The sequence below is a fragment of the Edaphobacter paludis genome, from assembly GCF_039993895.1.
GTDB classification, from domain to species: Bacteria; Acidobacteriota; Terriglobia; order Terriglobales; family Acidobacteriaceae; genus Edaphobacter; species Edaphobacter paludis.
In genome coordinates this window covers 1,373,877-1,386,278 of the sequence record NZ_CP121194.1, presented here as the reverse complement: position 1 = coordinate 1,386,278, position 12,402 = coordinate 1,373,877, and the positions used below count along the sequence as shown (strand labels likewise).

Sequence of the window (12,402 nt, the reverse complement as noted above, 5' to 3'; positions counted from 1 at the left end):
TGACTATCCTCCTGGAGTTGTGTTGTAGCCAGTCACGGCGCTATACATCTCGTTGACTTGATTGAGTTGAGCGGGAATCGACTGCAAAACCTGGTTGGCCGTATTCAATTCCGTTGTAAGTGTGGTTTTTTCCGTGGCCAGCAGCGCATCCTCGTTACTGATGCTCTGCGTGAGTGTCGCTTCCTGCGCGCTGTTCTGCTGTTGGGCGAGATAAATGGCGCCGTTAGGCGACTGGGTACCAAGGTTGTTCAGCGTGTTGGCGAAGGTCTGTCCAAAGCTGCTCGCATTCTGCAGAAATCCAACAACGTCGGAGAAGTTGTTGTTCAACGCCGTATTGAGGTTGTCAGCGTTCAGGCTCAATGTCCCGTCCTGGTTGAACCCGATGCCTAATTGAGTAATGCTGCTGATGGAACCGCTCGCGGCTCCGCCAAGGAGCGCGCTCGATAGATCGTTCTGCAGCGAAGCCAATGTGGTGCTGCCAAAGAGCGGTTGAGCGTTCCCGCTCGAATCGTTCCCTTCCTGACCATTGATGTCTTTGACCACGGCATTGTAAGCGGCCACGACACTCCCTATGGCTGTCCCCACCGCCGACGTATCGTTGGTGATCTGTACCTGCACCGGCGCCGCGGACAAGGTCAGCAGTTGAAAGGTGACACCCGGAATCGCGCTGCTCACAGTATTGGAAGCACTCTGGAGAGCAACCCCATCCACGTTCAGACTGGCGTCCTGTCCGGTTTGTCCAGTATTAAACCCAATGGCTGTACTCGTAGTCGCATCGGTCAGGCTATTGCCGGTAATCGTAAGCTGCCCTGCTGAGCCGCTGGTTCCGCTCACCAGAGAGAGTCGCGAACCGGAGACGTCGGTAATAACGCTGGCATTGACGCCTATCCCAGCCAGATTGATGGCCCCTGCCAGCGACGCAAGCGTGTTGCTGCTGCTGTCCACCGTGATCGTATGTCCCTGAATAGTCAGGCTGCCGGACAACGTGTCCGCTCCATTCGCAAGCGTGTCCGAGTAGTCGGACGATGTCTGCGCCAGCGCAGTGACGGAGATAGTATGGCTGCCGGCGATAGCGGTGGAAGTAGCCGAAGTCAACGCCAGCACATTGGTATCGGAACTGGCCCCCTGTTTTTGCGCCAGCACGCCGTTGAAGTCGGTCAGCGACTGCATAGCAGTCGTGAGTGTCGAAAGATCAGTGCCGAGCGTCGTAAAGACTGCATCCTGTGCCTGCAACGCGGTCAATTGGCTCTTCCAAGGACTTTCAATCGCCTGTTGACTCGCGAGAATTGCCGTGACAGTGGACGCCACATCAAAGCCCTGCCCGCTGCTGGCCGCTCCAAAATTTATTCCGACCGTACCCATGTCACCTTCCAGTCACCATTCCATGCAGTCCGTAGCAATCACCAGGCCATGCAGACCTTGGGCGAATTAGAAGCAGTTAATGTCATCTCATCGAAGATGAAATCGCGGCGGCCACGCCAACAACCCCGCAGCCACCGCGCCTTCAATAGAACCTATTGCATCAGTTTGAGGATCTCCTGCTGAACGCTGTTGGCCTGCGCCAGCGCGCTGATACCGGTCTGGCTCAGCACCTGGTACTTGGCCATGTCGCTGGTCGCCTGACCGTAGTTGGTCGAACGGACGCTATCTTCGGCAGAGGTAAGGTTCACCGACTCCGAACTGGCGACGTTCGATGCCGCATTCAGCTCATTGATGTTGGCGCCGATGTTACCGCGCTGGAAGTCAATGTTCTGGATCGCAGAGGTCACAGTGGTCAAAACTGACGTCGCGTTTGCTGCGGTGAGAGATGCACTAGAGCCGGTGAAGTCGGCTCCGGCTCCGGGTCCCAGGACTGTCGTCTGGCTGAGGGAGGTGCCGGTAAAGCTGAGGTTGCTGGCTCCTGCTGCCGGTCCGGAGATCGTCAGAGCGCCCGTGGTGGAGTTGTACGCCGCTGTAACACCCGCCGTGTTGTAAGTGCTGTCTCCATTGATCTGAGCAGCCAAGCCCGCACCTGTGGTGCCGGCTGCGATGGCGATGCTATGCGCCGCTCCGGCTCCCACCGCAATACTCAGTGTGCCAGAAATGGTGTCCGTGGTCGCACCCAGCGTGATGGATCCAGTGGAGGCAATCGCGGCTGATGCAGTCGAGGGAACAGTCGGCGTGATCGCACCGGAGGTCGAGTCCACGACATTGCTCGTGCCTATCACAAGGCTGCCCGATCCGTTCGCGGGCCCCTTTAATGTCAATACATTGCCCGCGAGCGATGCACTGATCCCTTCTGCTGCAAAGGTGGAATCGCCGTTGATCTGAGCCGCCAGAGCAGCCTGCGAGGTGGCTGCAGCGATTGTAATAACGTGCTGAGATCCCGTTCCCACTCCCAACGAGAGAGTGCCGGATTCCGTGCCACCCGCCGAAAAGGTCAACGTGCTGGTCGACTGGACCGCAGCCACCGATGCACCTGGGACTGGGTTGGTGATTGCTGACGTAACACCTGCGCCAGGAGCTGTCGTGCCCACGCTGGCAGCGCTGAGACTTCCAACAACTTCATTGAAGGTGGTCGCGCCGGACGATGTTCCATCGCTCACGAATACTGTCTTCGCAGTGCTGGAAAACACGCTGTTCCCGTTGAAGTTTGTCGTCGATCCGATATTGCCGATCTCGGTCAGGATGTTTTGATACTCCTGATTCGCTGAGCTGACCTGGCTGGAGTTCAGCGTTCCGTTGGACGCTTCGGTCGCCAGAGTAACCGCGCGGTTCAACAGGTTAGTCACCTGCGAAAGCGCTCCATCGGCGGTCTGCAACAATCCAACGCCCGACGAGGCATTCTGCGAAGACTGATTCAGCGCTGCTTCGTTTGCGTGAAGACCGTCTGCCAGGGCAAGACCGGCCGCGTCGTCCGCGCCACTGTTGATGCGCGAACCGGAGGAGAGCTGCTGCAAAACATTCTGAAGACTATTCTGCGTCTGGTTCAGATTGTTCTGCGCGTAGATTGCTGCGATGTTGTTCAAGACACCCAAGGACATGAGGAAACACTCCTGTATTGCTCGATTTGAACTACCGCGTCGACTGTCCCCGGGTGTTGATCTGAAACTCCTCCTGCCATCAAGCAGCCAGAAGCTCCGGTTCACCTTGCGGAAGACTCCGCGTTCACACACCTCATCGGCCCGGCGCATAGGCACTTTAGCCGCTGTCCCATTACTTTTGGTCAACACGACTGCCTCTCCTATTGATGGCGGCATCGTTGCCGATAGAACAAGACAGAGGGCCTCTCCGCATGATTGAACTGACACGCTTGAACGGCAGTCGCCTCATCGTCAACTGCGACCTGATTAAATACGCCGAATCCGCGCCAGACACCGTGCTGACTCTAATTACCGGGGAGAAGCTCGTTGTCTTGGAGCCATCCATCGAGATCTCGCGGCGCACACTCGATTACCGCGCCCGCGTCCTCGCCGCAGCGTGGCCCGAAGCTGCGGCCTCGCTCAGCGCGAAGTCCGCCCACGACGCGCAAAAAACCATCCGCGACCTCGAACGCCAATCATCGAAAGACTAAGCCCCCGGGAGAGGACTTTATATGGATTTCGCCAGCATCGGCGGCATCGCACTTGCCATCGTCGGCATCATGGCAGGCATGATGATCGAAGGCGGCAGCATCTCTCAGATCACCCAGCCCACCGCAGCGATGATCGTCATAGGAGGCACCGTCGGCGCAGTCATGCTTCAGTTTCCCATGAAGATCTTCCTGACCGCACTTAAGCAGGCAACATCTATCTTCTTCTCCCACGGTTCCGACGGTGAAGCCGTCGTGATGCAGATCGTCAAGTTTGCCAACAAGGCAAGAAAAAGTGGAATCGTCTCGCTCGACCAGGATCTCTCTGGAGTAGAAGACCCTTTTCTCAAACAGGCATTGATGCTCGCCATCGACGGGACCGAACCCAGCGAAGTTCGCAAGATCATGCAGATGGAGATCGACAACAAAACCGAGATGGAAGAAAAAATCCCGCAAGTCTTCGAAGCCGCCGGCGGATACTCTCCCACCGTCGGCATCATCGGCGCGGTCATCGGCCTGATTCAGGTCATGCAGCACCTCAATAACATCGACGAAGTCGGTCGCGGCATCGCCGTCGCGTTCGTCGCAACAATATACGGAGTGGCGCTCGCAAACCTCGTCTTTCTCCCCGCCGCTGGCAAACTGAAGATTCGCCAGCGCGAAGAGCAGATGATCAAAGAAATGATGCTCGAAGGTGTCATCTCCATTCTCGAGGGGATGAACCCGCGCATGATCGAAACGAAACTCCGCACCTTCCTCTTCGACAGCAAACCTGAAAAACCAGCCGAGGTCATCGCCGCATGAGCCGCAAGAAGAAACACGAGCACGTCAATCACGAGCGCTGGCTGGTCTCCTATGCCGACTTCATCACCCTTCTCTTCGCATTTTTTGTTGTCCTGTTCGCATCCAGCCAGGCAAATAAATCCAAGCAGACCGAGCTATCCACCGCAATGCAATCGGCATTTACGCCTCTCGGCGTCTTTGAGGCCCACTCAAAAACCCCTCCCCTTACCGATCGCCGCAGCGCTCCCGCCAACTCGACCCCAGCCGCAATGCCACTTCCCCTCCCCTCCATACGAGTAGAAACAGCAGAGGAGACAGAAAAGCACCTGAACCGTTTATTGGCCGCACAAGTAGCCGCCGGACACATTCCACCAGGCAGCGTGACCATGCGCATCACAACAGAGGGCCTCGTCATCTCTCTGCATGAGGCCGGCTTCTTTCCCTCCGGCTCAGCCGAGGTCCGCGCCGCCTCCATTCCCCTGCTCTCCAGTCTGGCGAAAACTCTGCCTACTGGCCCATTGCGTATCGAAGGTCACACCGACAACGTGCCTATCCACACCACTCAATTCGCCACCAACTGGGAGCTGTCCACCGCGCGCGCCACCGCCATTGCACGCCTTCTCCTCGAACGCGGTCCCATCGATCCGGCCAATGTCTCCGCCGCCGGATATGCGGAGTTTCATCCCGTAGCCAGCAACGCAACCGAAGATGGACGCGCCCAAAACCGCCGCGTAGACATTATTCTTTTGCGACGCCCAGCAGCTTCACGATGACGCGTTTGCGCCGCTGCCCATCGAACTCCGCATAAAAGATACGCTGCCATGTCCCCAGATCCAGCCGTCCTTTGGTAACCGGCAGCGTCGTCTCATGATGCAGCAGCAGCGCCTTCAGATGAGCATCGGCATTATCTTCGCCGGTCTGATGATGCTTATATCCCGGCCACGCCGGAGCAAGTTTCTCCAGCCACGTCCCAATATCTTCGATCAGCCCATCCTCATTGTCGTTCACATAAATAGCCGCCGTAATGTGCATCGGAGACACAAAGCAAAGGCCATCCTCAACACCGCTGCGACGCACAATCTCCTCGATCTGCGGTGTAATGTGGACCATCTCGTAGCGTTCGTCCGTATGGAAGGACAGATATTCGGTATGCGCTTTTATCGTTGACATGGTGAACTCCGCTCTTCAATCTTGTATCGACACTCGACACGTCTTACTCGATTTATACTGCAAATGAGCCGGTGCTGAATGAAGCAAGCCATACGCAGTCTCGCCGCAGTCCTCTGTATGTTGATGCTGATCGCCAGCTCTGCATCCTGCATGGACATAGCGAGTCATCGCCAGGCATCGTGCAGTCACTGCACAAAACATCAGCCGATCAACCAGCAGATTCCTGTATGCTGCGACGCCCACCATCAACCTTCGGCTACCGCAACCACCATAACAATCGAACAGCCTGCTCAAATCACAGTCGCTGAAACTTCGGCCATTCGCATAAGCACCCTCGCTATCCTGTCGCCTCCCGATCAACTCATCTGGCCGCCTCCGCTCCTCCCACGTCTCACGCTTCGCATCTGATTCCACCCTGAGCCTCGCCGTCACACAGCGATTCACGCTGTACGCCGACCACGCAATCTTCAGGAGAAGAATCCGTTATGCCCTGCACCCTCGCCGCAGTCCTTCTTGCACTCTTCCTCTTCCCGGCCGGCACCCGAGCGCAGCAACCCGACATGCCCGGCATGAACATGGGTTCCATGCCGATGAAGATGAGCAGCATGCACCAACCATCCACGCTCATCGAAGCAGAACTCCACCATGCCTCCTCCGGCACCAGCGCAGAGCCTGCCTCCACGCCAACTCCCATGCTCATGTCGCACCACGGCCAATGGATGCTGATGCTCCACGGCACCGCTTTTCTCTCCGACACACAGCAATCAGGCCCCCGCGGCGCCGACAAACTCTTCTCCACAAACTGGCTCATGCCCATGGCGACAAGGCATCTCGGCCCCGGCCAACTCACTCTGCGAACAATGTTCTCGCTCGAGCCCGCAACCGTCAGTGGCCGCCAATATCCCGAACTCTTCCAGCAGGGTGAGACCGCCTTCGGCAAACCCATCATCGACGGCCAGCACCCTCACAACTTCTTCATGGAAGTTACCGCTCTCTACGACATCCCTCTCGGCAAGCAAACTCTGCTTAGCTTCTATGCAGCGCCCATCGGCGACCCAGCCATAGGCCCCACCGCCTATCCCCACCGCCTCTCTGCATCAGAAGATCCCATCGCCGCCCTCGGCCACCATCAGGAAGATTCCACGCACATTGCCTACAACGTCCTCACCGCTGGCATCACCTGGCGCGGCCTCCGCTTCGAAGAGTCCGGCTTCCACGGCGGCGAGCCCTCCGAGCAGCGCTGGGGATTCCAACCCTCTCCCAACGGGCACGCCATCGACAGTTACTCCTCGCGCATTACGTTCTCGCCCTCGCCGAACTGGAGTGGCCAATACTCCATTGCCCATATCGTCAGCCCTGAAGCCCTCTACCCCCACGAAGACCAGCAGCGCCAGACGGCCTCCATCATGTACAACAAGCCCTTCGGCGGCACCCGCCACGACGGCACCCGTTCCGGCAACTGGTCGAGCACGCTCCTCTGGGGACGTACTCGCTCGCTCTCCGACAACAGCAAAGAGAACAGCTACCTCGCCGAATCACTACTCCAGTTCGCCAACCGCAACTATCTCTGGACCCGCATCGAAAACGCAGGCCGCTCCAACGAACTCCTTCTCTCTCCCGACAGCCAACTCCCACCCAACTTCGAAGAGTCCCCCATCGGCCACGTTCAGGCTTACACCGTCGGCTACGACCGCGACTTCCACTTAGCCCCGCACCTGCTAGCCGCCCCCGGAGCACAATTCACCACCTACATCGCTCCCCATCCTCTCATCTCCACTTACGGACATCACCCCTGCGGAGTCGTCGCCTTCATCCGCTTTCGCCTCCACTAAACTGGTTCGAAGATAAAAATGATCCTCTACATAGCCACCTCAAATCCCGGCAAACTACGAGACTTCGCCGCTGCCGCCACACAAGACATTTCACTAACCCCACTGCCCAACCTGAAAGAAATCCCCCCGCCTCCCGAAGACGAACCCACCTTCGAAGGCAACGCCCGAACCAAAGCGATCTACTACTCTCTGCTCACACCCGGCGCAATCGTCATCGCCGACGACTCCGGCCTCGAAGTCGACGCACTGCAAGGCGCACCCGGCGTCCGCTCCGCCCGCTACGCGGAAGACGAGAACTTCCCCGCACCATCTCAGACCACGACAGACGAACGCAACAACCTCTTCCTCCTCGCCGCACTCCGAGCCACCCCGCACGAACACCACCAGGCCCGATACCATTGCGTCCTTGCCGCAGCCCGCGACGGCAAAGTCCTCGCAATCGGCAGCGGCGAAGTCGAAGGCCAAATCCTGCGCGCCCCACGCGGCTCAGAAGGCTTCGGCTATGACCCTCTCTTCTATCTACCCGAACGCGGCAAAACCATGGCCGAACTCGACCCCCAAACCAAGCTCTCCTTCAGCCATCGCGGACGCGCCTTCAAAGCCCTCCTCGCTGCCCTGACGAGTCACGCACTATAAATTCGCACAAACGAAACGATAACCGCACAAATCCAGCCACTTTTCTTGACGCTGACAAGACCGCAGCGGAATAATCACCATGCTGCACTATATCTTCAGCAGTGCACCCTTCAAGATATTCAAGGAGTCCTCATGGCCGCAGCCGCACCGCCAGCAACCCCTGCCGCACCTCATCCCCACGGGATTAAAGGCGGCGTGCAGCCGCTTCGTGCCGGCGAGGGTCATTCCTACTTCTGGCGCAAGCTGCACTCGCTCTCAGGAATCGTCCCCATCGGCGCCTTCCTGGTCGAGCACATCATCTCCAACTTCGAAGCCATCAACGGCCCCCTCGCCTACGCGCAGCAGGTCAAGTTCCTCAACAGCCTTCCGCTTGTCCGCATCCTCGAGTGGGCCTTCATCTTCATTCCCCTCGCCTTCCACGCCGGATACGGCGTCTTCATCTGGCTGCGCGGCCGCTCCAACGTCAATGTCTACCCCTGGGTCGGCAACAAGCTGTACCTCATGCAGCGAGTCACCGGCGTGATCGCGCTGGCTTACATCATTCAGCATGTCTGGCGGCAGCGCTTCTCCGGCGTCAGCCTGCCCGAGCATCCCGGCGCAGCCTTCGCCAAAGTCCAGCACGAGCTCCACAACCCCTGGATGCTGGCTATCTATATTATTGCGATGATCGCGACTTGCTGGCACTTCTCCGCTGGAGTCTGGCTCTTCGCCGCCAAGTGGGGCATCACCCCCGGCGACAAGGCCCGCAAGAAGTTCGGCTACGTCTGCGCCGCGGCAGGATCAGCCCTCTGCATCATGGGCCTCGTCAGCATCTACGCCTTCGTCGGGCCAAAGTACCAGAACGCCCCGGCAGACGTTATGCCTGCCCAACCCGCAGGAGTCACCATGCCTGCTCCAACGACTCCGCCACCCGGATCAACCAATCCGGAGCCATCGTCTTTGCAACAGTAAATTTTGTTAAGGGCACGGCTTCAGCCGTGCCACCGAACGCCATCCACGGAAAGGGGCTTTAGCCCCTGAGGTAAGAATCAAATGGCAGCAGCAACTCCCAGAATCATCGTAGTAGGTGGCGGCCTCGCCGGACTCTCCGCCGTCATCAAGATCGCCGAAGCTGGCGGCAAGGTCGACCTCTTCTCCATCGTCCCGGTCAAGCGTTCGCACTCCGTCTGCGCGCAGGGCGGCATTAACTCCGCCAAGAACCTCAAGGGCGAAGGCGACAGCACCTGGGCCCACTTCGACGACACCGTCTACGGCGGCGACTTCCTCGCCAACCAGACCCCCGTCAAGCAGATGTGCGAGCAAGGCCCCGCCATCATCGACCTGCTCGACCGCATGGGCGTCCCCTTCAACCGCACGCCCGAAGGTCTACTCGACTTCCGCCGCTTCGGTGGCACCCTCTTCCACCGCACCGCCTTCGCCGGAGCCACCACCGGCCAGCAGCTTCTCTATGCGCTCGACGAGCAGGTCCGCCGCTTCGAGGCCGAGGGCAAAGTCACCAAGTACGAAGGCTGGGAGTTTCTCTCCGCCGTCCTCGACAGCAAGGGAGCCGCACGCGGCATCTGCGCCATGGACCTCCGCACCATGGAGACCCGCACCTTCCCCGCCGACGCCATCATCGTCTGCACCGGCGGCAACGGAGCCATCTTCGGCAAATCGACAAATTCCGTGGTGTGCACCGGCTCCGCCCAATCCGCGCTCTATCAACAGGGAGCCTTCTACGCCAACGGCGAGTTCATCCAGGTCCACCCCACCGCCATCCCCGGCGAAGACAAGCTCCGTCTCATGTCCGAGTCGGCCCGCGGCGAAGGCGGCCGCGTCTGGGTGCCCCGCGACAAGAACGACAAGCGAGCCGCGCAATCCATCCCCGAGGGCGACCGCTGGTACTTCCTCGAAGAGTGGTACCCGAAATACGGCAACCTCGTCCCCCGCGACGTAGCCACCCGAGCCATCTTCAAAGTCGTCTACGAGCACGGCATGGGCATCGACGGCCAGCCCATGGTCTACCTCGACGTCTCCCACCTTCCGCCCGCCGCCCAGCACAAACTCGAAGGCATCCTCGAAATCTACGAGAAGTTCGTCGGCGACGACCCCCGCAAGGTCCCCATGAAGATCTTCCCCGGCATGCACTACACCATGGGCGGGCTCTGGGTCGACTTCAACCAGCAGACCAACATCCCCGGCGTTTTTGCCGCGGGCGAGGCCGACTACTCCATCCACGGAGCCAACCGCCTCGGCGCCAACTCCCTGCTCTCCTGCATCTACGGAGGCTTCGTCGCCGGGCCGCAGGCTCTGGCCTACGCCAAATCGCTCCCCGCACAGGAAGGCGACGGTGGCCACGCCGCCGAACTCCAACGCCAGAAGGAGAGCAACAATCTCCTGCTCAACAACCCCGGCACCGAGAACCCCTTCAAGCTATGGCGCGAGCTTGGCGAGACCATGACCAAGCACGCCACCATCATCCGCTACAACGCGGGCCTCGACGAAGCCGACGCCAAGATCGTCGAGCTCCTCGACCGCTACCGCAACGTCAACCTCTCCGACAAGAGCCAGTGGGCCAACACCAGCTTCGCCTTCACCCGCCAGCTCTACAACATGCTCCAGCTCGGCCGCGTCATCGTCCAGGGCGCACGCCTCCGCGACGAGTCCCGCGGAGCCCACTACAAGCCCGACTTCCCCGAGCGCAACGACGAAAAGTTCCTCAAGACCACCAAAGCAGCCTTCAAAGACGATGCCCCCGCCTTCGAGTTCGAAGCCGTCGACATCAGCCACATCCCACCCCGGCCGCGCCGCTACGACGCCACCGCCTAAGGTTCAGCAAGATGCAAACAACGTATCGCCTCAAAACTCGTTCGCACCATCTAACCGGACATGTCAGGCATACACGTTGTCTATCTCGTCCTTGCACTCATATTCGCTTGCTTCCTCACGTATATGTTTGTGTACAACATCCGCACCAACAACCGGCAGAAGGCCCTCAGATCGAGACCCCATCCGCCGATCGGCCACCATTAGCGCACCGCCGCAGCAAGCATCTACCCCTGCCGGCGAATGAAATCTATAGCAAGAAAGGCCTCCACACTCTCCACGCGTCGAAGGCGTAGGGTGAGTTCCGGTCTTACGGGAGCATTTGCATGGCACAGAGCATCAAAGTCGAGATCAAGCGTCAGTCCAACCCGAACTCCCCCGCCACCACCGAGAAGTTCGAGGTCCCCTACCGCTCCGGCATGAACATCACCTCACTGCTCGGCGAAATCGCGCTCAATCCCGTCGACGTCTCCGGCAAACAGACCACGCCCATCACCTACGACTCCAACTGCCTCGAAGAGATCTGCGGTAGCTGCGCGATGCTCATCAACGGCAAGGCCCGCATGGCCTGCTCCGCTCTGGTCGATAAGCTACGCGGACCCAATAACGACCAGCCCATCACGCTCGCTCCCCTCTCCAAATTCCCCGTAGTCCGCGACCTCGCCGTCGACCGCAGCGTCCTCTTCGAGAACCTCAAGCGCGTCAAAGCCTGGGTCCCCATCGACGGCTCCTACGATCTCGGAGCCGGCCCCCGCCAGGCCCCGCAGATTCAGGAGCAGCGCTACCCGCTCTCCAATTGCATCTCCTGCACCATCTGCATGGAGGTCTGCCCCCAGTTCAACGACGTCACCAACTTCGTCGGCGCTGCCACCATCGCCCAGGTAAAGCTCTTTAATATAGACCCAAGCGGCTCCGTCCTTAAAGAAGATCGCCTCCGCGCCCTCGCCGGAGACGGCGGCATTCAGGAGTGCAGCTTCGCCCAGAACTGCGTTCAGGCCTGCCCCAAGGAATTGCCTCTCACCGAGGCCATCTCCGACATGGGCCGCGACGTCTTCATCCAGCAGGTCAAAGACCTCTTCACGCGATAGAGCAGAGCGCCTCTAATGTCGTAGCTTTCGTAGCAACCCTAAGTGACCTGAAGCGCTATTTTGCAAGATACAACAGCACGTCATCTCGACCGGAGCGGAGTGGAAAGCCCCCCATATTTTGCATTCGCCCGATTCGGCAAACTCCCCTCAAAGTCCTGTCAAGCTCCAATGCCACCTAACCTACACAAAACAAAAGAAATAGACTTTGCAAAAGAGTTTCCTCAAGTCTGCTACTATTAATGAAAGTAGATAAATGCAAGAGGCCCAGCGGTTACGCTGGGCCTAACTCATTTAGAAAGAATACTTTACCGGTAAGTCTTTTAGATGCAAGACTTTGCCGATAAAGTACAGGGGTACCCCCTGAAGTATCGACCACTTAACTCTGTCATACAAGATCTCACCTTAAATACGAAATGAGACGGACCTTTCGGCACAAATCAGAACCGTCGTATCCGACCGCAAACCAAATCACCTTTAGCTGTCGCTATCGTCTAAACAACTGTGAAGACATTGATGCCCTCTAACCAGATGGGTATCT

12 protein-coding genes are annotated in these 12,402 nt (G+C 58.8%); 9 read left to right on the top strand and 3 right to left on the bottom strand.

Annotated elements, in window-relative coordinates:
* Window positions 1–3: 3 nt before the first annotated feature.
* Together fliD and P4G45_RS05745 are read right to left on the bottom strand one after the other, a co-directional pair.
* A complete protein-coding gene (gene fliD / locus P4G45_RS05750; RefSeq protein ID WP_348268721.1) occupies window positions 4–1,362 on the bottom strand; it encodes a flagellar filament capping protein FliD in 1,359 nt (452 codons plus the stop codon).
* A gap of 152 nt (window positions 1,363–1,514) precedes the next feature.
* Complete coding sequence (locus tag P4G45_RS05745; RefSeq protein WP_348268720.1) at window positions 1,515–3,023, bottom strand: flagellin; 1,509 nt, start codon at window positions 3,021–3,023, stop codon at window positions 1,515–1,517.
* A 251-nt stretch (window positions 3,024–3,274) separates the two neighbouring features.
* Here P4G45_RS05745 and P4G45_RS05740 point away from each other — a divergent pair, with 251 nt between their 5' ends.
* From P4G45_RS05740 to P4G45_RS05730, 3 genes are read left to right on the top strand one after another with little or no spacing between them, the layout of a single operon-like run.
* Window positions 3,275–3,553, top strand: coding sequence for a flagellar FlbD family protein (locus P4G45_RS05740; RefSeq protein WP_348268719.1), 279 nt, complete (start codon window positions 3,275–3,277; stop codon window positions 3,551–3,553).
* A 21-nt stretch (window positions 3,554–3,574) separates the two neighbouring features.
* Window positions 3,575–4,354: a flagellar motor protein gene (locus P4G45_RS05735; protein ID WP_348268718.1), complete on the top strand. Its 780-nt coding sequence runs from the start codon at window positions 3,575–3,577 to the stop codon at window positions 4,352–4,354.
* The gene (locus tag P4G45_RS05730; protein WP_348268717.1) at window positions 4,351–5,106 is read left to right on the top strand and encodes a flagellar motor protein MotB; all 756 of its coding nucleotides are present in this window, start codon (window positions 4,351–4,353) and stop codon (window positions 5,104–5,106) included. Before P4G45_RS05735 ends, P4G45_RS05730 begins: the two co-directional genes overlap by 4 nt.
* On the opposite strand, the gene P4G45_RS05725 is transcribed toward P4G45_RS05730, so the two are convergent.
* Window positions 5,072–5,503, bottom strand: coding sequence for a secondary thiamine-phosphate synthase enzyme YjbQ (locus tag P4G45_RS05725; protein ID WP_348268716.1), 432 nt, complete (start codon window positions 5,501–5,503; stop codon window positions 5,072–5,074). The two genes, P4G45_RS05730 and P4G45_RS05725, sit on opposite strands and share 35 nt — an antisense overlap.
* A gap of 78 nt (window positions 5,504–5,581) precedes the next feature.
* Here P4G45_RS05725 and P4G45_RS05720 point away from each other — a divergent pair, with 78 nt between their 5' ends.
* The 6 genes from P4G45_RS05720 to sdhB all read left to right on the top strand — a co-directional run bounded on the left by P4G45_RS05720 (window position 5,582) and on the right by sdhB (window position 11,864).
* Entirely contained in the window at window positions 5,582–5,911 is a 330-nt protein-coding gene (locus tag P4G45_RS05720) for a hypothetical protein (protein WP_348268715.1), read from the top strand.
* 77 nt (window positions 5,912–5,988) lie between these two features.
* Window positions 5,989–7,335, top strand: a complete 1,347-nt coding sequence (locus tag P4G45_RS05715) for a hypothetical protein (RefSeq protein ID WP_348268714.1) — start codon at window positions 5,989–5,991, stop codon at window positions 7,333–7,335.
* Between the two features lie 18 nt (window positions 7,336–7,353).
* Window positions 7,354–7,971 carry a non-canonical purine NTP pyrophosphatase gene (locus tag P4G45_RS05710; protein WP_348268713.1) on the top strand — a complete coding sequence of 206 codons (618 nt, stop codon included), beginning with the start codon at window positions 7,354–7,356 and terminating at the stop codon, window positions 7,969–7,971.
* 132 nt (window positions 7,972–8,103) lie between these two features.
* Entirely contained in the window at window positions 8,104–8,922 is an 819-nt protein-coding gene (locus P4G45_RS05705) for a succinate dehydrogenase (RefSeq protein WP_348268712.1), read from the top strand.
* Between the two features lie 81 nt (window positions 8,923–9,003).
* Window positions 9,004–10,779, top strand: coding sequence for a succinate dehydrogenase flavoprotein subunit (sdhA, locus tag P4G45_RS05700; RefSeq protein ID WP_348268711.1), 1,776 nt, complete (start codon window positions 9,004–9,006; stop codon window positions 10,777–10,779).
* Window positions 10,780–11,102: 323 nt separating this feature from the next.
* Complete coding sequence (gene sdhB / locus P4G45_RS05695; protein ID WP_348268710.1) at window positions 11,103–11,864, top strand: succinate dehydrogenase iron-sulfur subunit; 762 nt, start codon at window positions 11,103–11,105, stop codon at window positions 11,862–11,864.
* Window positions 11,865–12,402 lie beyond the last annotated feature (538 nt).